The following is a 23,422-nucleotide window of genomic DNA, read 5'->3' as shown; positions in this document are numbered from 1 at the left end:
TTGATGATGTTATGATGACAAAATTTTTTATGCTGTGTAATTAGGTTATTTATTGATATAAATTTGTTAATATAATGTTTATGTGGCTACTTATACTATTTTTATGCCTTTAATATAGTTTTATAGACTGATGTGATTTTGTCTTATCAAAAATGTATGTTGAATTTTTGTTTTTGTGATTTAGTTCAAAATAAATGGTGTTTAAAATCTAAACAAAATGTAAATAAATACCCTGAAATATGATCAACATAAAATAAATTGGCGGTGAAGCGAGGGGGAAATATAAGTTACTGGCTGAGTATGGGCATGATACAAATTGGAACTGGATACCGGCCCCTTATTGCAAGGAACCGATATTGATGACTAATGTATGAACATTTTATATTCATATGATCAATTATTTGTATTAGTCAAGTAAGTCAATACTATCGATGCTATAACCAGCAGACAGGTAACCACTCAGACCTGAGCCGCTGATTGCTGTCACGGTCAGACGATTCCAGTTACTCCCGCTGGCCCAGGCACTTGCGGGAACATCAAATGTATAGGTGATATTGTTGCCCCGATATGTTCCGACCGTTAACGTTCGGGTCTTGGGTTGAGATGGTGGTGGTGGATTAGAAGATGTCCAATTATTCACCGAAACTTTAGGACGTCCCCCGGCGTAGGCGACCGTAATTCCAATCCGGACTCGGTGTGCTTTCGCACGTTGTGCATCGTTCAGGCGGAAATAAATGATATGGTCATTGTTGATATCCTTCCACATGTAAGCAGGAAAGGCACTGGCAGGGGTATTACCGACAATAAAGTTCGATGGATTCCAATTGGCCATTCTCACATCCGAAGGATGCATGATGGTTAATTTATCACCATTGAGAAATTCTCGTGGGCTGCCATCCCAGTCACCGATGCGCCAAATTGCTCTGTCATGGCTGGGATCATGGGTGATTTGATAGGAATTTAGAACGGTCGTCTGACCGGCACGAACGGTCACGGTTTGCGTATTGACGGCCAATTCATTTTTGTAAGTGGTCATCGTATAAGTACCCGGTAACATGTTGTCTCGGCTGAAGTAACCACTGCCCGGATTTGCCGTTGTCCAATACTGTGCACGGTTGTTCGCAAAACCAACGGTGTATTCATAGTTGGTATTTCGTCCGGAAATGCCAACGCCGGCAACCCGACCTCGGTTTGATTCAGCGACATAACCTCTTAATCCCATTTGTGAGAACCAAGAGAGGTTAATATCATCGTCCGCGGGGGGTTGTTGACCACTATTCACGACCAACGTGTAATGATTCAGCACGCCGGTACGGAATGCTTCTGTTTGGGCTTCAGCATAGTTAACAATATAAGTAATCTCTTGATCTGTGGCAGTGGCCTGATTCAGGAGGCTACGATAGAATGGGCCACCAGAACCGCCTTCTTGATTGTCTCTGACGATCCAGACACCCACATTGGGTCCTCTTGCACCAATCGCATCCCAATCTTTCAGACGCATATTCGAGTAATGTTTAGAGCGGGTTTCTCCGTTGGAGAGCGCGAAAATATCACCAGACTCAACAGTGGATACGGTTTGAGAAATATCAGAAGGTTCAGGTCCGTAAGGGAGACGATTGCGTTGGAGTCTTAAAATATATCGGACATGGCCATGAATATTGGGTTCGGATGAGAAATACGTTGCCATGTAGATATATGGATAGCCATTTCTCGCCATATAATAATGGGTAAGGTTACCAGCCTGAACCGTAATTTTTATATATTGGTTCTGATAATTTTGAGCATAAACCTGTACATTTGATGTATTGTTATATAACCAGTCAAATCCCGAATTAATTTGGGATCCTCTCCGCTGATTCTGATATTCGACACCGTTAATTTTGAGTGAAGCAAGATCTCCGGGTGACTGCGTACTGACTCCGCGATCGATGCGACGTATGCTGAATACCACACCAGCATTGGTATCAACAGTATAAAAATTCTGAGAAGTGATTAATCGAAAGGCTGCCTGTGCACTGAAGCTTGCAATGCAGGAGGTTAATGCCCACATGATAATATATAGATATTTGATTTTTTTCATATTATTTCCTAGTGACGTTGTTGAATGGTCAAGAAATAGGTTCAACCTATGCTTGGTGTTGTTATTCTGATTTTATTTTAAAGTCAATATATAGATGCAGTAATGCGCTGGTCATTATAAAAGTTATTGATATATCAAATGAATTAATTGATATAAATCGTGATTGCCAGTGATTAGAAAATATGTAATTAACAATAGAGATTATGCTAAGTCTAACAGAGAAAAAATAGGACGGTGTGAACTTGTTCAACAAAAATAATTCTGACTAAATTATGTTTGTTTTTTTAACCAAGATCAAAAAAGAAACAATGTTTTATTTTAAAAGGAATAGTATTTTGATATATGTTTGTTGCTTTAATTTGGCTAAAGCTTATCAAAAATAAGATATTGAGAGAGACCGGCTTGCATAAAGCATGATATTAACCCCAAAAAGAAATTTCAGACATAAAAGTAATTGAAAAGTAATCACTTTATTTGCGATAAGGTCTGCCGCTGCCGTGAATCATCGGCGGGAAATAACCCATATTTTAATGATATAGATATAGATAAGGAAGAGCATGATGATCGACAAACAATTTAAGCATACGATAGTCGCTTCAGTGATATCATCGCTGGCATGGGTCGCGTTACCTTCATTCGCGAATGGCTTTCATACTGAAAATGGCGGAACAACAGGCGGAGACGGGGGACAAGTCGTTCGCGCAACAACCGGTACGCAAATTCATGCGGCGTTATGTAACCGTGTTTCTAGTGATACTCCGATTACTATTCAGGTCGAAGGAACCATTAACCATGGCAATACTTCAAAGGTCTCCGGCCCGAGTTGTAACACCGCTGCGGATAAAATTGAGCTGAAAAATATCAGCAATGTCACCCTGATAGGGGTCGGTCAGGGCGCTCTATTTGATGAGCTTGGGATTCATATCCGTTCTTCATCCAACATCATCATCCGTAATGTGCATGTCAGAAATGTGAAGAAATCTGGTTTTCCGACGTCGAACGGTGGTGATGCTATCGGGATGGAGAAAGATGTCTCAAACGTCTGGGTTGATCATGTCACATTAGAAGCGAGTGGTGGTGAAAGTGATGGCTATGACGCTTTGGTTGATATGAAGAATGATACCAAGTACGTCACCGTCTCTTACAGTATTCTGAGAAATTCTGGCCGGGGTGGTCTGGTTGGTTCAAGTGACAGCGATGATAACAACGGGCCGGTGACTTTCCACCATAACTACTATGAGAACATTAATTCACGGACACCCCTGTTACGCCATGCGACAGCACATTCTTATAACAATTATTATGATGGCTTAATTTCTTCAGGGATGAACCCAAGAATCGGCGGGAAGATCAAAGCAGAAAATAACTATGTTAAAGATTCTAAAGACCCGCTCGGTACTTTCTATACCAATGATATGGGATTTTGGGATGTGAGTGGCAATATTTGGAATAACGTACGTTGGTCCAATGATGGCAACAAAGTTCATCCGGCAGGGCCAAATCCGGTTTCGACCACTTCTATTGGTATTCCTTATCAATATCAACCCGATCAGGCAAGCTGTGTTCCAGCGATTGTGATGGCAACCGCGGGTGCGGATAAAGGCCTGGCTGTTTCTGATGGTCGTTGTCATGTCACACCGGGAGATGATCATTCTGGTAATGGTAACGATAATGGTGGCGATCAGGATAACGGCGGTGGTTCAACTTCAGGTTCAAACCTTGCCTTAAATGCAGGTGCTGACGGTAGTTCTAAAGGTAACGGAACCAGCTATGGTAATGTGACAGACGGAGATAGCAGTTCCTACTGGTCGCCAAGAGGTACAACCGGCACGATCAGTGTCAAACGTCTCAATCAAACCATTAATGCAGTTCGAATCATTGAACTGTCCGGTACTCAGGGCACGGTCACTTCTTGGTCTTTGGTGAATCATGATGATGGTGCCACGCTGGCATCGGGAAGTTCCATTCCCAGCGTTATCTCATTTCCGAATACGAATTTGGATAAAATCAGCTTTGTGATCCACTCAGCCAGCGGCACGCCTGCTATTGCTGAGTTTGAAGTTTATAAAAATTAATTGACCCGGCAGAACATGCAATATCAAAGGGGTGGCCGTCAACGGCTACCCCTTTGTGTGATGGAATTTGTGTGATTGAATTTGTGTTATCAAGCATGTGTTATCAACTCATGTTATCAATCCGACTTATCTGAACCTCTTCCTAATGTGCCACGTCGCACTTTCGTCGGTATCACAGAATGTGGGGTGACCGACATGAATGACTTGTTTTCATATGCAAATTAATGACAGTGCCGGAGTTGTCACAAAAATGTAATATTGCGCATATGAAAATGTGATGAGCTCGAACGAACATTCTGTTCGCGCTTTATTGTCTATTGTGATGAAACGATTCATCAGGACATTGATATTATCACCATCGCTGAGGTCATCATGTTTGGAATTTTCAAACCACAGGCTCATATTGAGCCACTTCCCCGTGAGCAGATTGACGGGGTTTACACGCGATTACGCTGGCAACTTTTTATCGGTATTTTCGTGGGTTACGCGGGTTATTATCTGGTGCGGAAAAATTTTAGTCTGGCCATGCCATTTCTGATTGAACAAGGATTCAGCCGCGGTGATTTGGGGGTTGCACTTGCTGCGGTTTCTATTGCCTATGGCCTGTCTAAGTTTCTCATGGGGAGTGTTTCTGATCGCTCAAATCCGCGCTATTTCCTCAGTGCTGGCTTAGTGCTTTCGGCTTGCGTCATGTTGTGTTTCGGTTTTATGCCGTGGGCGACCGGTAGTATTACCGCCATGTTTATTTTGTTGTTTTTGAATGGTTGGTTTCAGGGGATGGGCTGGCCAGCCTGTGGCAGAACGATGGTGCACTGGTGGTCACGCAAAGAGCGTGGTGAACTCGTTTCAGTATGGAATGTTGCGCATAATGTTGGTGGGGGGCTGATTGGGCCGATCTTTCTGTTGGGATTATGGTTATTTCATGACGACTGGCGTACGGCATTTTATGTCCCGGCGTTTTTCGCAATACTGGTGGCGATTCTGATTTGGGTGACACTGAGAGACACACCACAATCGTGTGGTTTACCCCCGATTGAAGCGTATAAAGATGATTATCCCGAGGATTATGATCAATCGTATGAGAAAGAAATGAGTGCGAAAGATATTTTCTTCAAATATGTCTTTAACAACAAACTATTATGGTCAATCGCAGTTGCAAATGCTTTTGTCTATCTGATCCGTTACGGCGTACTAGACTGGGCCCCGGTTTATCTGAAAGAGGCAAAAGATTTTACGGTTGATAAATCATCATGGGCTTATTTTCTGTATGAGTGGGCCGGTATTCCGGGTACCTTATTGTGCGGATGGATTTCCGATAAAGTTTTTCATGGACGTCGTGCCCCTGCCGGCATTCTGTTCATGGTATTGGTGTTGTTCGCGGTACTGGTATATTGGTTAAATCCTGCGGGTCATCCGAGTATCGATATGCTGGCGCTGATTGCCATCGGCTTTCTTATTTATGGGCCCGTGATGTTGATTGGCCTTTATGCATTGGAACTCGCGCCCAAGAAAGCCGCAGGAACCGCCGCCGGACTGACCGGTCTGTTCGGTTATCTGGGCGGGGCTGTCGCGGCAAATGCTGTTTTAGGCTATACCGTTGATCACTTTGGTTGGAATGGCGGATTCATCATTTTGGTTGGCGCATGTATCGCTGCGATTATCTGTCTGATTTACGCCTTGATCGGTGAAAGAAAAGTGCACCGGGACAAGCAGGAACAGGCATTGGCCTAGTCTGCCGATAGGTTGAGTTTTTGATAGTGCGGATGCAACCCAGTGGATGATTTGCCGGGTTGCATCTGTTTTTAAATCAGTGGGCCTGATGTTATCTGAATTGATTCGCGAGAATTGATTTAACGGGAACGAACCACATCTGTAGCAGAAAATTGCGGATAACTATCGGGTTTGCCACGATTCAAGTTACTCAGGAAGCTCCCATCCCTGACTGGCACATTGGCTGAGCCGTAGTCATAACGATTGAGTCGGTTTCTCAGATTGTCGTTACTGACTTGGTCGCCATACATGGTATACCAACTGACAATATCAGGCGTGACAAAGTAGCCGTATGGGTTTTCAGCGACTTCACCGATCTTGCTGAACCGGAATGCATGCGTCAGGAGGCCATCCTTGTGATAAACGAATTTGATATGTTTGCCATTGGTATCTAACTCAGAAACCGCCCGTGTAGTCAGGTTACCGTGGGCGCTGTAACTTCCGTGTGTCACGCTGCCATTTTTAGTCCAGATCACCACATTTTCCCAATCATGACGGTGACCACTTTGAATACCATTGAGAATTTGGTCTTTGAGGAAATATAAAGCGTAGAAGTGAGCACAATACTGATCTGAGCCATTGATTTTGCAGGCATAGCGATGATAAGTATTGGATAAATTGAGAAAGCTGCTGTTCCGACAACCAGAGGTTAAGCCGCCAGAGGGTTTCAATCCACCATTTTGCTGACCGGTACGGCTGATGCCGGCACTTGGCAAGCAGCCATCGGTATCGAAGTCAAACACTGGGGCGATTGAATAGGCATCGACAGATGCTGGCAACGCTTGATCCAGTTTAGAAAAGTCATCGGCAGCAGCGGTGCTGCAAAGTAACAGTGATAGAGAGAGAGCCAAACTATAGTGACGTCTGTATTTCGGCATGTTGCGCTTCCTTTCATTGATGGGATGATTGTAAATATTCAATTAGGTGCTTATTGTCGTCAAGTCATTTTCACTTGAGCCGGCAAAGTCTAAACTTGATAGATGACAAGAAAACGAATCAGGCGATGCTTTTCGATGATGGGACGGTACTTTTTGTATAGAAGAGACTTCTTTCTCTCCCCGATTTACCGCACAATAGTTTAAGTGAATGTTTGAGTGCATTTTTTCGAACAGATGAAGCCATCCCCCAAGAACAGTTGTCGTGTGTTGCGATGCGTTGCTGTATCTGTGAGTGATGGGTTAATGAGACATGGAGCCGGATGTGAAGCAAATTCCGAGACATCAGAAAATAATAGAACTGGTCAAAAAACATGGTTACATCAGTACCGATGAACTGGTGGCACGCTTTCACGTTAGCCCACAAACGATTCGTCGTGATTTGAATGAGTTGGCTGATGAAAATAAAATCCGTCGTTATCATGGTGGCGCGACGGTGCCAATCAGCTCGGAGAATGATTCTTATACGACCCGCAAGTCACATAACTATTCTGAAAAAGATCATATTGCCGAAGCATTGGTGAAGCACATACCGAATCACGCGACACTGTTCATTGATATCGGGACAACCCCGGAAGCGGTTGCGCGCGCCCTGAGCCGAAGCCATCAACAGTTGCGAATCGTGACGAATAACCTCAATGTGGCAAGTATTCTGCTCTCAAAGCCGGACTTTAATGTCATTTTGGCTGGTGGTGAAGTGCGTAATCGCGATGGCGGGATTATCGGGGAAGCGACGCTGGACTTCATTCAACAATTTCGGCTTGATTTCGGTATTCTCGGGATCAGTGGTATCGATTTTGATGGGTCTTTGCTGGATTTTGATTACCATGAAGTCCGTGTCAAACAGGCGATTATTGAAAATAGCCGGAGCGTTTTTCTTGCGGTCGATCACTCTAAATTTGGTCGCAATGCGATGGTCAAGCTCGGTAACATTTCCCAAATTAATACGCTGTTTACCGACAAACAACCCCCACAGGAAATCCGTTCGATTCTGGAATCTAACCAAGTGTCTTTAGAGGTCGCGGGGACGTCATCTCAACAAACCGAGCAAGCTATTCCAGACTCATCCCCACTGGCTTAAGTCAGGTTCCATCTTACTACGGGTCACCTCATAAAAAACCTTCTTAAAAGAAGGTTTTTTTTAGATCTATCAACAAAACGAACATATTCGAAAATAAATGATGCATTTAAACGGCAGTTAAGTTACGCTCAATAATGTTTGTAAATGTTCGTTTGCTCATTTTGAGGTTACTTTATGGATGTAATAACACCCAATCAAGAAAATCGTCTGCTGGACTTAATTATTGTCGGTGGCGGCATTAATGGTGCCGGAATCGCTGCTGATGCTGCCGGACGGGGCCTGTCCGTCGGCCTTTATGAAGCGCAAGACTTTGCCTCTGCAACCTCCTCATCCAGCTCTAAGCTGATTCACGGAGGATTGCGCTATTTGGAACATTATGAATTTCGTTTAGTCTCAGAAGCCCTTGCTGAACGGGAGGTTTTGCTCAGAAAAGCCCCTCATGTGGCACGTCCGATGCGTTTCCGGTTACCGCACCGTCCTTACCTACGGCCGGCATGGATGATTCGCTGCGGACTATTTTTATATGATCATCTCGGCAAACGAACCACACTCCCAGCCAGCCATAAGGTGAATCTGGCTGAAAGCGGGTTATTAAAACCAGAAATGAAAACTGGATTTGAGTATTCGGATTGCTGGGTCGATGATGCACGTTTAGTCGTTCTGAACATTTTAGCTGCACAAGAAAATGGTGCAGAAGTGAGTAATTACTGTCGGGTTGAACGAGCCGTGCGTGAGAACGATATCTGGCGTGTTACGATTTATGATCAGCAATCGGACACCCGCTTCGAACGTTATGCTAAAGCGCTCGTTAATGCCGCAGGGCCTTGGGTGAAGCAGTTTTTTGACGATGGTTTATCAACGGCATCACCACGCAATATTCGTCTGGTGAAAGGGTCGCATATTGTTGTCCCCCGGATTCATCATGAAGAGCAGGCGTACATCTTACAGAACAAAGATAATCGAATTGTATTTGTCATTCCGTACATGGACGATTTCTCAATTATCGGCACCACTGATGTTGAATATCATGGTGATCCCCGTCAGGTTGAAATCGACGATGAAGAGCAGAACTACTTAATCGATATTGTCAATCAGCACTTTGTGCGGCAATTGTCTCATGAAGATGTAATTTGGTCATACAGTGGGGTTCGCCCATTATGCGATGATGAGTCAAGCTCAGCTCAGGCCGTGACCAGAGATTATACGATTGAACTGGAACAGACAGGCGATCAGGCACCGTTATTATCCGTGTTTGGCGGTAAGTTGACGACTTATCGTAAACTGGGTGAAGCGGCAATGAATAAGCTCGAACCGTACTTTGAACAGATAGGGAAACCGTGGACAGCCAATGTGCCACTTCCGGGCGGTTACTTTAGCTGTACCCGGGAACAACTGGGTGAGTCACTACGCGCCAGTTATCCGTGGCTGAGCCAGAAACTGGCATTCCGCTATGCGACTCAGTTTGGGACCGATACTCGAAAAATGTTATCTGGTGTCAATTGTTTAGAAGAGATGGGGCGTTGTTTCGCCGAAGGCGTCTATCAACGGGAAATCGACTACATGATTGCCTGTGAATTTGTGAGAACCAGTGATGACTTCTTATGGCGCAGAACAAAACTGGGTTTATATCTTAATCAAGAAGAGCAGCAGGCCATTACACAGTACATCGCAGCCCAATGTACTGACATGTCAGTCGCTGACCAGTTTAAAGCCGGGTAAGGTTCATTGAAAGGCATCATTGCTGGGGTCGTTCCGGAAGCATGGGTTCAAGATATTTCCGGAACTGCTCATTATATAATAAGTGATGTAACGGCTCCGGTGGGAAACGAAGAAACCCCTGCGTATAGTGGCATCCGATTTTCCCTAATGCCTGTTCGACACTGCAAACTTCCACACCTTCGGCAACGACACTCAAATTCAAATCTTGTGCTAACCGGATCAACGCATAAATAATGGTCCGGTTGGATTCTTTCTGGTGGTATTCGGAAACGAATGAGCGATCAATCTTAATCTGAGAAATTGGTAATTCACGCAAAATCACCAGAGAAGAATAACCGATGCCGAAATCATCCATACTGAATTGAAAACCGAGTGCATGTATCTTATTAATCATACACTTCGCCTTTTCAATATCTTCAAACACCGCACTTTCGGTAATCTCAAACACTAAATCATCCGTTTGTACTTGCCCCGCATGGAGCAGAGCACGCAGTTGTTCGACAACCTCATCATCCTGAAAATCTTTGGCAGAAAGGTTGATATGGAGACTGCCATGGAAACCGTGCGCCCTTAAGACATTTAAATCCTGAGCGGCGCGATGGATTACCCATTGTGTGAGTACGGAAATCAGCGCACTTTTTTCAGCAATGGGAATAAAATCCCCCGGCTCAATAAAACTACCATCTTCCTGAGGCCAGCGCAGCAGGGCTTCGAGACTAGCGATACCTTGTGTCTGACTGCGAATAATCGGTTGGTAATGCAGTTCAAAGACGTCATTTTTGAGTGCTTCGGCTAATTTAATGGAAAGTTTGAGCTTTTTGTATGAGTCGGAACCCAGCTGGTCATGATAAAACGTATAAGATTTATGTTTTTTCTTCGAGTCATACATGGCTAAATCTGCCTGTTTCAACAGATTAGAAACTTCATGCCCGTTGTGTGGATACTTGGTGATCCCAACACTTGCCGATGTCTTCATCGAGTAAGTCATCACTTTCACTGGTGCATGAAGTGCATCATGAATGGCGTCCACCACACTGAGAATGGTGTCATCGTCATTACCGAGCAAGATCAGCGCAAACTCATCACCGCCCATACGGTATAGCCGCCCATATTGTTTGGTGTTTTCCTGTAACAGATTGGCAACTGAAATCAGAAATTTATCGCCGAAGTAATGCCCCAAACCATCATTGATTTGTTTGAAATTATTCAGGTCAATCAGCAACAAGCTAAACCACTGTTTTGATTGAACGAGGCTTTGGAGAGAACTGAGTAAATATTTACGGTTTGCCAGTGAAGTCAGACTGTCGTGTAAAGAATGGTACTGTTCATCCTGAGCAGAACGATTGAGCTGATAGAGTATATTTCGGGACTGCGAGATGACCAATGCAATAAAAAGACTGGTACCGAGGAGAATCAATGAAATCGTCAACAGAGATGTATTCATCGGCCTATCAACCAGTGTGATAAGCATGGCAAGATAACCAAGGACAAAGATAGAGAGCAACGTGATAAGTATTTTCCAGCGGGACGCTTGTACTGTGCGACCGATCTGGTAGGTGGGTTTCATACTGTAAATCAGTAGAAAAATGCCGACAGCGATATTCGCGGAGGCGATATATTTCATGACCATACATAGACCCCAGCGATGCAGCGTCCAACAGCCCCCGATGGGCATACCACGTAATTTGATGAAATGTTACATAGTTTTTCTTTTTATGACAATCTCTTAGCGGTACTTCTTGGGGCGTTCAGTAAATATTTTATGTTGTATACTCAATCGTATGAGCATGTTTTTCCGCTTAAGACGTTATCTGAGTAAACGTAAAAACAGCCTGATTATAAGCATAGAGCACTTTTAGCGTGAATGTCAGACATTATCGAGCTTTTCGGGGCATCAATACTGCATGTTCGGGGGAGGCAGGGCACTATGTTACCATCTGGTACAGACGCCTTGGCCGGCCGCCGGTATTGTAGTTAAGTACCAGGCGTAACACGCCTTCAGATTCAAGATACTCCAGATAGCGTCTGGCGGTAATACGACTGAAACTCATGCGTTCGCTGATATCATCTGCGGAAAAATCGTGTAACTGCTCCTGATAAAGTAACGTTTTCAATGATTCCAGTGTCGTTGCATCGATCCCCTTTGGGGTCTGACGAACTGGCTGAATGGGGGATTTACGAAGTAACTGATCGATGTCATCCTGGTCAACGGTTGAATTGCTGATAAGCTTTTGTTTATATTGAATATAATCATCAAGTGCCTGATTAATACGCGACATGCGGATCGGTTTCACCAGATAGTCGATAACCCCGAGCTGGACAGCTTTTTCAACGGTTGTGGTTTCACGCTCAGCAGTCGTCATGATGAAGTGACAGTCGGCTGCTTGCTGACGAAGTTGCTGAATCAATGCCAGACCGTTGCCATCGGGGAGCGTAATATCAACAAACACGAGTTGTGGTTGAAATGCATTAAACTGGATTTGTGCATCGGCACAGCTTTCACTGACAGCAACGACCTGAAAATGAGGGTGTTGATTGATCGTTGATTCCAAGGTGTAGCTGGCTCGAATATCGTCCTCAAGCAACATTACTCGGGTCTTCATCGTCATGTGCCTCTTCTTTCTTTTCTAAATAGATACTGAACAAAGTGGTATGTTGTTCAGTGCGTTCCCAGTCAATGCTGCCGTGAAAGTAATCGACCAACTGTTTGACAAGGTACAGGCCAACGCCATTTTGTTCATCTTCCTGCTTTGAGCTGACACCAAACTCAAGGATATGCTCTGCGATTTCATTGGGGACGCCTGTCCCATTATCCTGTATTTCCAGCATGATGTGTCTACCGCGATCACTGAGGTAAACGGTGACCTCAGGTTTCACCATGCCTCGGTTTTGCCAAGCGGCCAGCAGCGCATTATCTACTAGATTACCAATAATCGTCACTAGTTTTTCAGACGTTTGTTTGGCATAACTTGCCAATGTCGTATCAACGTCGATGGTAAACTTAACCCCCATTTCGGATGCTTTGTTAAATTTAGCCAGTAACAGGCCAGCCACCGCACTGTCTGACACACTCAACACAATATGGTTGATGACCGCCTGATAGCGATCGGTTTCTTGCTGAATAAAATCAATGGATTCTTCATATTTACCAATTTGCAGCATCCCCGACAGCACATTGAGCTTATTCGAATATTCATGGGTTTTGCTGCGGAGCAGTTCAGCATAGTTTTTCAGATAGGTAATTTCTTTTTCCAGCTCATTGGGGGTCAGGTTGGTGAAGAATACAATGACATGACCAATCAAGCCTTTGGCGGTCTTTATCGGATAAAGATTAGCCCGGTATTTGATTTTTCCAATACTGAATACTTCCTGATGGTAGCGTCCCTGATTTTCCAGCACCAAATGGCTGAGCGGGATGGAATAGTGGGAAAGTGGATGATGCTGGTAGTCATAGCGGCTTAATACCCCCATCGAGAGGAGTTTCATCGCGCTGTTATTGATCATGGTGATGTTCATATCATGATCAACTGCAATAATTGCATCCCGGATACTGTCAAAGACCATGCCGTGTTCGCGAAATTTATTGACGATGAATTCCGGCTCGTAATCCAGAAATGTCTTTTTCATCTTCAGTAAAAAAGCCACGGTTGTTCCCATACCAAACAGATAGATGAGTGCGATCAATAAGCCGATATGGACATGTTGGCTGAAAATGATATCGGAAATTCTTTCAGACAAGTAACCGATACACACCGCACCAACTTGTTTACCGTGATCATAAATGGGCACGAAATTGCGAATCGCTTTCCCGAGAGAGCCTTTCGCTTCGGTACTGTAGGATTGACCGGTTTGTAAGACCCGGTTGATATCTTTACCGATGAAATGTTTGCCGACCCGATTTTGATCCGGATGACTGAGACGAATGGCTTGTTGATCAACTACCACGATGTAAGAGGCATCGGTTCGAGAGCGAATCGACTCAATATAATTGCGGATGGTGTCCGTTGACGGATGCGCTGCCTTCGAGCGCAGGGCCTGAATGACTTTGGGGTCATGGGCAATCACACGGGCGAGTTCCAGTCCTCGGGCTTCGAGACCTGACTGATAAGAATTCTGTAACAGATACAATATCGCGATCGTCATGACGATCACGACCGAAGAGGTGGTTGCAATCGTTATTAAAGTCAGATAACTCTTTAATTTCATAAGCTTATATTTATAGATTTAATGTCAGAAGCGATTCGTGAATCGGCTCACGCCGCTCAGGTAGCAAGTCGGAGGCATTATATCATGGGGCGAAGGGCGGTGAGACAAGCGCGAAGAGAAGTCGGTGGGAAGTGAGAGCCCGCTCCCGTACAACACAGGGTGTACGGGAGCGGGGAAGTGCGAAAAATCGAATCAGTGAATGGTGGTTGAGAGGAAATAACCAACCACGGTTGACGTCAGCACACAGATGAATCCCGGTAGGATAAAGCTATGGTTGAGTACGTATTTCCCAATACGAGTGGTGCCGGTACGGTCAAAGGTAATCGCAGCGAGATCACTTGGATAGAATGGGAAGAAGAAATAAGCGTAACAAGCGGGTAAGACACCAATCAGCACTTTCGGTGGGATCCCTAAAGAAAAACCGAGTGGGAGCATGATGGTCAACACGGCTGCCTGACTCTTCAGGAAGATGGATACCGAGAACATCGCGATGGCAAAAGCCCACGGATGTGCGTGTACAATATCGCGAACCATATCAATCAGATAGGTTTTATGAAAACTGATAATGGTGTCACTCATCCACGCAATCCCGAAGATGATAATGACAGCCGTCATCCCGGCGATAAAAACATTACTGTGAACGATTTTCTTCGGTGACACTTTGGTGCTGACCAAAATAATCGCCCCGACAGCCAGCATCAAGAATTGAATACCGACGGACATTTTCACACCCGGAGGAAGCAGGTTGAGATTTTTGCCGAACATGGCGACAAAAACGACCGTGGCAATCCCCAACATGAAAATAAGCAGGCCTTTTTTCGCATTTTTGTCAATGTCGTTGCCTTGTTCCAGCGCACTGTTATCTGCAAGTTCCTGAACAAATTCAGGATCCTGACAACGCGCCTTAAACTCAGGATCTTTATCTAAATCTTTACCGCGCTTCAGGCTCCAAGTACAGGCAACCAACAAACCGGTCAGCGTTGCCGGAATGGTGACAATCAGAACATCGATCAGACCGATGTCCAAATGATTATCGACGGCAGTTGCCATGACGACAGCGGCAGCCGCAGCGATCGGGCTGGCCGTAATACCAACTTGTGATGCGACAGAGGCGATTGCCATCGGGCGTTCCGGACGAATCCCTTTTTTATAGGCAACATCGTAAATGACCGGTAGAAGGGGATAAACAGAGTGGCCGGTCCCGACCAGAACGGTCAAGGTATAAGTACATAGAGGACCCAGAAAAACGATCTGACCGGGATGTTTACGCATTAATTTTTCAGCGTATTTGACCAGTAGTTTCAAACCACCGGTTGCTTCCAGTGTCGCCGATGCAGCAACCACGGAAAGAATAATCAGCATCACACTGACAGGAGGATGCCCCGGTGTCACTTTGAATACAAAGGCCAAAATGGTGACGCCGAGTCCACCCAACAGGCCGAATGCAATACCACCATGTCGGATACCGACAAAAATGATGGTAAGCAGCAGCAGCATATGAATATAGAACATGTAATTATCTCTTTAGCATGTGTCGGTGACCTTGTGCTCGCAGGCTGCGTTAACAAGGTCACAAGAGGGGATTACCCCAGCATAAATATAAAAATAGTCGCGATGGCTGACAGCGCGAATGCGATGATATAGCACAGTACTTTGCCGACCACACCGGTATGGATTTTCAGGTCATGCATCCCGTGATGAACACGGTGCATTGCGTGCCATATCGGGAGTGCAATTGTTGCAATCACAAAGAGTGCACCAATGATATGGGTCGCAAAGCTAAAAACGCGATCATAGCTCAGGGCGTCCGCATCAAGTATTCCCAGCGGCGCCATGATCCCCAGTACAAAAATGGTGATTGGGGTAATCATGGCAAACCATGTGCCACCGGCACCGAACAGGCTCCACCAGACGGGTTCGTCTGAACGTTTTGGATTTTGGTTAATCATGTGTGTCTCCTTAAACGATGATGAGCACAAGAGCAGAAATCACAGCAACGACAACCCATTGGCTCAGCACGATAATTTTCTTATCGATTAACTTGCCTTTCAGTCGCATCGGTACCACTTGCGGCATCATGCCAAAGAACGTATAGGCATGAAACAAACTGGCGATCAGCGCAATGATGTTAATCACAATCACCAGCGGGTTTGCCATAAAGTCCAGCCATGATTGCCATGCTTCCGGCCCCTTCACCAGACATCCCAGACCAACAGTGAGGAAGAGGGTAAATACGATTAACGGCAGAACCGTTGCCTCACGGATCATATAGAAGCGATAGAACGGATTGCTTTTCCACCACGTCCGTTTCACTTCTCTTACATAGGGCTTACGATTACTCATCTCTTTTATGCCTCCTGAGGTTTCAACATCGCGATGACAAAGTCCATGGACGACGCCACTTTACCTTGGTTGACCGCCGCTGCCGGATCGACACTCTTCGGACACACTTCAGAGCAGTAACCCACAAAGGTACAACCCCAAGCCCCGTTTTCGCCATTGATCAGTTTCATCCGCTCGGCCTGACCATGGTCACGGCTGTCGAGGTTATAACGATGCGCCAATGTCAGGGCGGCCGGGCCGATAAATTCCGGATTCAGGCCGAACTGCGGACAGGCGGCATAACACAAACCACAGTTGATACAGCCGGCAAACTGTTTATATTTTGCCATTTGCTCCGGGGTTTGCAGGTTGGTGCCGTCTTCCGGTTTACGATCATTACCGATGATATAAGGTTTAATGGCTTCCAGACGCTCGATGAACGGTGTCATATCGACAATCAGATCTTTTTCAATCGGGAAGTTTGCCAGTGGCTCGATTTTCACGCCATTCGGGTAGTCGCGCAGAAAACTTTTACAGGCGAGTTTCGGTACCCCGTTGACCATCATGCCGCAAGAGCCACAAATCGCCATCCGACAAGACCAACGATAGGAAAGGTCCTTGTCCAGATGATCTTTCACATATGAAATCGTGTCGAGGATCGACATGGTTTCATTGAAAGGGACGTCAAAGGACTGGAAGTAAGGCTCCGCATCTTTTTCCGGGTCATAACGCAGAATGTCCACTTTTTGAATACGTTGGGTGACCATGATTATTTCTCCTCTGCGCTCTGTTTGGCTTCTTCGGCTGCGGCTTGATCCGCTGCTTCACCATAAAGACGAGCTTTCGGTTGTGACTTGGTGATGGTGACATCACTGTAGTCGATTCGAGGCGCTGCATCTTCTTGATAGAATGCCAGTGAGTGTTTGAGGAAGTTTATATCGTCACGCTCGGTACAGTCTTCATCGAGACGTTGGTGCGCCCCACGGGACTCCTTACGGAGAATCGCTGAGTGAACCATCGCTTCGGCAACTTCCAGACCATAACCGATTTCCAAGGCATACAAGAGGTCAGTGTTAAAGACTTTGCCTTTGTCTTTGATGCTGATTTTTTTATAACGGGCTTTCAGTTCAGCCAGTTTATCAACGGTCTGTTGCATCAGATCTTCCTGACGATAGATCCCACATCCGGCTTCCATGGCATGACCCATTTCAGTACGGATATCGGCCCAGTTTTCATCGCCTTCTTGTTGCGTCAGAGCAGCAATCCTGTCTTCGGTAGACTTGATTTGTGCGGCAATCGCAGCGTCATTCCAGCCGCTAAAGGTGGTTGTACGTTCTGCGGCTTGTTCGCCGGCAACGCGACCAAATACGACGAATTCAGCCAGTGAGTTCGAGCCGAGACGGTTCGCCCCGTGCAGACCGACAGAAGAGCATTCTCCGACAGCAAACAAGCCTTGGATCCGTGTTTCACACTGACCGTTCGTTTCAATCCCACCCATGGTGTAGTGCACCGTCGGACGGATTGGGATTGGCTCGTTGACCGGATCGACATTCACGTAAGCTTTGGCCAGCTCACAAATAAATGGTAGACGCTCATGCAGGTATTCCGCACCCAGATGACGCAGATCCAAATGGACGACATCGCCGAGTGGGTGTTCGATGGTGTTGCCTTTCTGTTGTTCGTGCCAGAAAGCCTGCGAAACTTTGTCACGCGGACCGAGTTCCATATATTTGTTTTTTGGTTCGCCGACTGGTGTTTCCGGGCCCATGCCGTAATCTTGTAGATAACGGTAGCCGTTTTTATTGATGATAATACCGCCTTCACCGCGACACCCTTCGGTCATCAGGATCCCTGTACCGGGCAGACCGGTCGGATGGTACTGGACAAATTCCATATCGCGAAGGGGGACACCGTGACGATAGGCCATGGCCATACCATCACCGGTTACAATGCCACCATTGGTATTACAATGATAAACACGGCCGGCACCACCGGTGGCTAAAATAACGGATTTCGCTTTAATGGCGACCAACTCACCTTCTGCCATATGAATGGCAATTAAACCTTGCACCTGACCGTTGTCGACCAACAGGTCAACCACGAAGTATTCATCAAAGCGTTTGATTTGTGGATATTTAATCGACGTTTGGAACAGGGTATGCAGCATATGAAAACCGGTTTTATCTGCGGCAAACCAAGTTCTCTCAACTTTCATTCCACCGAAACGGCGGACGTTGACTTCACCATTTTCTTTCCGGCTCCAGGGGCAGCCCCATTGCTCCATCTGGATCATTTCCCGGGTTGAATTGGCAACAAAGTATTCAACGACATCTTGCTCACACAACCAGTCGCCACCGCCAACCGTATCATTAAAGTGGTTGTCCAAACTGTCTTCTTCTTTGATGACAGCAGCGGAACCACCTTCGGCAGCAACGGAGTGAGAACGCATGGGATAAACTTTAGAAATCAGGGCGATTTCCAATTCTGGATTTGCTTCGGTGGCCGCGATGGCAGAACGCAGTCCTGCACCACCTGCACCAATAATTGCGATATCTGTGGTTAAAGTTTTCACAGCTATCCTCCAAGTGTAAAAATAATCAATTCAAAAGTACCGGAGTACTTTCCATATCAAACAAGTGGGTATACCGACCCGTGAGGGTCGGATACCGATGCATTCTTGTTATTCTGAAGTGAATGCTTATTTTCCTTGGGCTGACAGTATTGCTTTTTTAGTATTGTCTGAAGATTAAACGTGACTCGGCGCTGAGCATGCTCCGGACACTTATCAATTATTATGTTTAATCTCAGTTTATTGTTTCAAAGGATGCGTCAGTGACGCATCGTCATTGTTTTATTGGAACGATGTTTTATTGGAACGATTGTCGTTATCCCTTATTTCAATAATTCAAGAATTACGGTGGCTAAAATCAGCATAAAGGCGCCACCGATTCGCGATGAAATCTGTGCAAACGGCATCAATTCCATACGACGTGACGCTGCCAAGACGGCGACGTCTCCGGTTCCGCCCATATTTGCCATACACAGACCGGCAGTCAGCGCGGCTTCAATGGCATAGAATCCCATCAGTCGACCAACCAATGCAGCACCAATCACAGCGCCAACAACCGTTGCCAACACCATCAGGAAGTATGAAACACTCAATGAGGCCACAATCTGATTGAGATCGGTATAGGCGACACCAATACCGACTAACAATGCCGGTGTGAGGTTATCAACCACAAACTTGTACCATGCGTGTGCTGATTTTTCGAGTTCACGGGGAATCACTCCTGTGAATTTGACAAATGCAACGAACAAGATCATCAAGGCGTAGGTATGCATACTGATCACTTCGGTGAGCATCGTACCGACAAAAAACATCGTAATTGCCAGCAATGCACCGATACCTAATGTATCCACGGATGGTTTTTCACTGGTGTCTTCGACAGATATCTGGTGTGAGCCCCGGATCAGTTGACCGTTGCCAGTCAAAGACGGATAAATAGTTCCTAATTTATTCAGCAGTCCTGCAATAACAATTGCCATTGCGTTACCGATAGCTAGTGCCGGAACCATTTTGGACATCAGTTCGGCAGCCGTCATCGGTGTATTACCGGACATGATCTCAACCAGAGGGACTGCACCGGCACCCATACCACCACCCATGATTGGTAGTGCAATCAGCATGATCGAATCGAAGAAGCCGTCTCCGACCATAAAGCCGACGAGTCCGGCAAACAGAAACGCAAAAATAACCCCGCCGAAAATCACCGGGATATACTTGAGCGCGGCTTTTTTGAGGATTTCTCTCTCCATGCCTAAGATTGAGCCGGTGACCAGACTGGCGATAAAGAAAGAGAGGAAGCCACCGCTTTTCATAAATGTGGTAATCGAGCCGGCAATCTGTTGCGGCATGAAATCACTGTGGAATAGATAAGAAGAACCAAAAATAATGGCAATGGCACCGCCACCAAAGAATTGGTTCAAAATGGGTGTTTTGTCTCCGATAACATTCAAAATATATCCGACGACGGCCATGACACCGATTGCGCCAATGATTCCCGTTGGCATTTTATTTTGGATGGTGGCGAGCAAAATCACTGCCGCAGAAAGCGCAAAGATAATGTGAATCATGCGCTTGTCTGTAGGGTTGATAGAGTTATTGGTTAACATAGCTTACCTGCACCTTTTTCTGTTTCTGTAGGGGGTGGGTTCTTGATTTTGTGGGGCGAGTCTATCAACACTGAGACGAAGAAAGATTGATTCTGTGGCTAATGTAACTATCTTGTACTTTTGTAACTTTTGTTCACAGTCGGTAAAGCTGAATGAACAAAGTGAGCGGCCAAAAATGAGCCATTATGATGAAATCATCAACGCATTCGGTGGCTATTGAGGGGGGCTTTGCGGGAGGTCAATATCATGCTCTCTCGCAGCGCAAGGAGAGCGTGTCACTTGTTCGCTGTGACCGCTATTGTCCGGTAAGATTGAATTGATCGGTGAGGTTGCTCCCTGAAAAGTATGTTGATGCATCTTTCAGGTCACTGGCTTACACCGAAAAACGTTTAATTTGTGTTGCCAGTGATTCAAGATCCGTCACCGTATCTTGTACCGACTGATTGACCGTATTTGACATATTTCTGATCTGTTTCGACATCTCAGAGAGGTTCGCTAGGTTGGTATTAATTTCATTGGCAACCAGACTCTGCTCATCCGTTGCACTGGCCGTTTGCAACGTTAGCCCTTGAATCTGATCCGAAGATGATTTCACCGTATCGAGCAAATCTTTTGTATGAGCATTCAGCGTTTCGGTACTGTTTGCAATATCGACACTCGTTTTGATGGATTGAACTGCTTCTGATACTTCGTTTTGCAGACTATTGATCATCTGGCGAATATCCTCAGTTGATAGTTGCGTTTTACTGGCTAAATCTCTGACTTCATCAGCGACTACAGCGAATCCCCGACCTTGGTCACCGGCTCGGGCAGCTTCAATGGCTGCATTCAGTGCTAATAAGTTGGTCTGTTCGGAAATATTGAGAATGACATCTAAAACGGATGAAATTTTTTCAGAACTGTGAGATAAGCGTTCAATGACCATTGAGGCATGTTCAATTTGTTGGGTTAAATTATGTAAGCGTTCGGTTGAATTGACAATGGACGCTTCCCCGTCATCAACCAGCCGGGAAAGTAATTCAACTTGTGTGGCTGTCTCTGCTGCATTTTGGGCAACCTCTTTCGTCGCTGAACTCATCTCCTCAATTGCGGTGACGACCATATCCAGCGATTGATCCTCTTTGTCACTAAGAGCAGATGATTCTGCTGAGGCGTGGCTGATTTTTTTTATTTCGTCCTGAATACTGCCACACCCAGTTCTGATTTGGCGGATGATATGCCCGAGTTTATCAACAAAACCATCGAGTTCACGGCTCAGATCACCCGTTTCATCTGATTTCTGGCTATTAATCCGTCGCGTCAAATCACCATCGCCCTGACTGATTTGATGGATATCCGATGTGATTTTCTTAATCGCATTGGAAATCTTTTTGGGAGCAAACCAAGCCATCATCAGGCTTGAAAACAAGACAATGACAGAAAGAATAGAGACAAATAATTTGAACTGTTCAGCATGGTGATCAATTTGTTGTTTTTCTTGTGTGGCATATTTAGTAATCAATTCTTCAGAGCCGTCATATAAACTTCTCAACGCTTTGAATGAGTTAGCATTATTCGTCAAAAATAGGTTCTTCGCTAAGTCGTTCTGTTGGCTCTCTAATGCTTTTAATACCGCGGTGTGCCCAGTGTGCCATTGTTGGTAATAATGTTGAAATGAGGTGAGGTAATTGACAATTTCCGGTTCATCTTTCGTCATTTTCATAAACGCTTGCATTCGTTCCAATGCTTGTTTTGCATTGGACTGGACTTCTTCTTTGAGTGACGCCTGAGCATGATTATCTGGTGAAAAGATTAATGTGGAGAGTGCGAGCCGGGATTGATAGAGATCCCGGTCAGCATTCTGAATTAAGTTGGCTCCCTGTGAATAGCGGCCCGTATTATGCTGGATATAGTTGACCAATTGGTAAGCTGCGACCACCACGGTGAGAAATACAATACTGAGTAACGAAAAATTAAATGTATATCTGGCCCTTATCGTTCTGACACTAAGTAAGTTCATTCTGTTTCTCCTTAGCCAACTGTTCATCCGTAAAAGCTGCAATAACATTAAAGCCTTACTCAGTGCAGACTTATTTATATGATGAATTATTTTTATTAATAAAATTCATATCAAACCAGTACTAACAAATAGTATAGAGCGGTCATTTTTTCAAGAGCTAGCTGTGAGAAGATTGTATTTGTTGTGACTTTCGGGTGGAAGCCGGTTTAACAATAAAACCAATGCCGACTAAAAACATAATACACGCGACAACCTGTGCAAGGCTTAGCACTTCATCATACATAAAATAGCCGGAAATTAAGGCAAATATAGGGACGAGCAAAGTGAGCGGAGCCGTCATACTGAGTGGATAACGGATCAGTAGCCGATTCCAGACCCAATAGCCTAACAGTGTGGTCGGATAGGCCTGAAAGACAATTGCAACAGTGGTTTTCATATCCCAAGCCGCAATCGCTTCGAATATGATGTTCGAGCCGTAAATGCTCATCGCAAACAGCACTAAAGGGATTGGTGCAAAGAGCATTCCCCAAACATTAAATGCAAAGGCTTGGGTGGTTTTCGATGCTTTGACAATCATGCCCATTATGGTCCAAGACGTTGCAGCAATCATAATCAGCATCAAACCTTGTGGCGTTATGTTGCCGTTCGTGGCTGAAACCAAGATTAAAAGTGCAACGAGTGCCGCCACCGCACCGATGATTTTGCGCTTTGAAACGTGCTCTTTTTGAAGCCATACGCCAGCCGCCATACTAATTAACGCATTCGATGAAAGTAGTACCGAAGACATACCTGAAGAAAGTCCCGCTGTGATTGACCAAGACGCCATTCCCCATATGCCGACCCCAAAGACTAAGCCATAAGCAAATAAATAACGCCAAGCAACATTCGGCCTGCGGATAAAGAATATCGCGGGGATCACTGCTAAAGTAAATCGGGCTGCTGTCGCCACTAATGGATTGACTTCCGTAATACCCAATTTAATCATTGAGAAATTAAATCCCCAAATTGCCATGACAACAATTGCCAACAATAAATCGTTTCTTACCATCACTGCTCTCCTTT

At 45.3% G+C, this 23,422-nt stretch carries 17 protein-coding genes; 4 read left to right on the top strand and 13 right to left on the bottom strand.

The window, feature by feature from the left end; translation table 11 throughout:
* Positions 1-406: 406 nt before the first annotated feature.
* Entirely contained in the window at positions 407-2,080 is a 1,674-nt protein-coding gene (locus OCU60_RS11515; protein WP_074373254.1) for a rhamnogalacturonan lyase B N-terminal domain-containing protein, read from the bottom strand.
* Between the two features lie 557 nt (positions 2,081-2,637).
* Between OCU60_RS11515 and OCU60_RS11510 the strand changes: the two genes are divergently transcribed.
* Together OCU60_RS11510 and glpT are read left to right on the top strand one after the other, a co-directional pair.
* Positions 2,638-4,155, top strand: a complete 1,518-nt coding sequence (locus OCU60_RS11510) for a pectate lyase family protein (RefSeq protein WP_083602661.1) — start codon at positions 2,638-2,640, stop codon at positions 4,153-4,155.
* Positions 4,156-4,527: 372 nt separating this feature from the next.
* Positions 4,528-5,886 carry a glycerol-3-phosphate transporter gene (gene glpT / locus OCU60_RS11505; RefSeq protein ID WP_074373255.1) on the top strand — a complete coding sequence of 453 codons (1,359 nt, stop codon included), beginning with the start codon at positions 4,528-4,530 and terminating at the stop codon, positions 5,884-5,886.
* 119 nt (positions 5,887-6,005) lie between these two features.
* On the opposite strand, the gene OCU60_RS11500 is transcribed toward glpT, so the two are convergent.
* Entirely contained in the window at positions 6,006-6,803 is a 798-nt protein-coding gene (locus tag OCU60_RS11500) for an NPP1 family protein (RefSeq protein ID WP_074373256.1), read from the bottom strand.
* Between the two features lie 322 nt (positions 6,804-7,125).
* Between OCU60_RS11500 and OCU60_RS11495 the strand changes: the two genes are divergently transcribed.
* Positions 7,126-7,941, top strand: coding sequence for a DeoR/GlpR family transcriptional regulator (locus OCU60_RS11495; protein WP_074373518.1), 816 nt, complete (start codon positions 7,126-7,128; stop codon positions 7,939-7,941).
* Between the two features lie 174 nt (positions 7,942-8,115).
* The gene (gene glpD, locus OCU60_RS11490) at positions 8,116-9,660 is read left to right on the top strand and encodes a glycerol-3-phosphate dehydrogenase (RefSeq protein ID WP_074373257.1); all 1,545 of its coding nucleotides are present in this window, start codon (positions 8,116-8,118) and stop codon (positions 9,658-9,660) included.
* Positions 9,661-9,676: 16 nt separating this feature from the next.
* Here glpD and OCU60_RS11485 read toward each other — a convergent pair whose 3' ends face one another.
* From OCU60_RS11485 to OCU60_RS11435, 11 genes are all read right to left on the bottom strand, one after another.
* Entirely contained in the window at positions 9,677-11,290 is a 1,614-nt protein-coding gene (locus tag OCU60_RS11485; protein WP_159439466.1) for a putative bifunctional diguanylate cyclase/phosphodiesterase, read from the bottom strand.
* A 295-nt stretch (positions 11,291-11,585) separates the two neighbouring features.
* Complete coding sequence (locus OCU60_RS11480) at positions 11,586-12,263, bottom strand: response regulator (protein ID WP_228448866.1); 678 nt, start codon at positions 12,261-12,263, stop codon at positions 11,586-11,588.
* Positions 12,238-13,866: an ATP-binding protein gene (locus tag OCU60_RS11475; RefSeq protein ID WP_074373259.1), complete on the bottom strand. Its 1,629-nt coding sequence runs from the start codon at positions 13,864-13,866 to the stop codon at positions 12,238-12,240. The genes OCU60_RS11480 and OCU60_RS11475 overlap by 26 nt, the downstream gene beginning before the upstream one ends.
* A 192-nt stretch (positions 13,867-14,058) precedes the next feature.
* Positions 14,059-15,378 (bottom strand): anaerobic C4-dicarboxylate transporter, encoded by a 1,320-nt coding sequence (locus tag OCU60_RS11470; protein ID WP_074373260.1) that lies wholly within the window; start codon positions 15,376-15,378, stop codon positions 14,059-14,061.
* Positions 15,379-15,449: 71 nt separating this feature from the next.
* The gene (frdD, locus tag OCU60_RS11465; protein ID WP_074373261.1) at positions 15,450-15,815 is read right to left on the bottom strand and encodes a fumarate reductase subunit FrdD; all 366 of its coding nucleotides are present in this window, start codon (positions 15,813-15,815) and stop codon (positions 15,450-15,452) included.
* Positions 15,816-15,825: 10 nt separating this feature from the next.
* Positions 15,826-16,209 carry a fumarate reductase subunit FrdC gene (gene frdC, locus OCU60_RS11460; RefSeq protein WP_074373262.1) on the bottom strand — a complete coding sequence of 128 codons (384 nt, stop codon included), beginning with the start codon at positions 16,207-16,209 and terminating at the stop codon, positions 15,826-15,828.
* A 5-nt stretch (positions 16,210-16,214) separates the two neighbouring features.
* Positions 16,215-16,955, bottom strand: coding sequence for a succinate dehydrogenase/fumarate reductase iron-sulfur subunit (locus OCU60_RS11455; RefSeq protein WP_074373263.1), 741 nt, complete (start codon positions 16,953-16,955; stop codon positions 16,215-16,217).
* 2 nt (positions 16,956-16,957) lie between these two features.
* A complete protein-coding gene (frdA, locus tag OCU60_RS11450; protein WP_074373264.1) occupies positions 16,958-18,760 on the bottom strand; it encodes a fumarate reductase (quinol) flavoprotein subunit in 1,803 nt (600 codons plus the stop codon).
* Between the two features lie 320 nt (positions 18,761-19,080).
* On the bottom strand, positions 19,081-20,361 hold the full coding sequence (locus tag OCU60_RS11445; RefSeq protein WP_074373265.1) for a 2-hydroxycarboxylate transporter family protein: 1,281 nt from the start codon (positions 20,359-20,361) through the stop codon (positions 19,081-19,083).
* 373 nt (positions 20,362-20,734) lie between these two features.
* Positions 20,735-22,360, bottom strand: a complete 1,626-nt coding sequence (locus OCU60_RS11440; protein WP_074373266.1) for a methyl-accepting chemotaxis protein — start codon at positions 22,358-22,360, stop codon at positions 20,735-20,737.
* A gap of 157 nt (positions 22,361-22,517) precedes the next feature.
* Positions 22,518-23,408: an EamA family transporter gene (locus tag OCU60_RS11435; protein WP_074373267.1), complete on the bottom strand. Its 891-nt coding sequence runs from the start codon at positions 23,406-23,408 to the stop codon at positions 22,518-22,520.
* Positions 23,409-23,422: the final 14 nt, after the last annotated feature.

Source organism: Vibrio spartinae (assembly GCF_024347135.1).
In the GTDB taxonomy this organism is placed as follows: domain Bacteria; phylum Pseudomonadota; class Gammaproteobacteria; order Enterobacterales; family Vibrionaceae; genus Vibrio; species Vibrio spartinae.
This window is presented reverse-complemented; position numbering and strand designations above follow the sequence as displayed.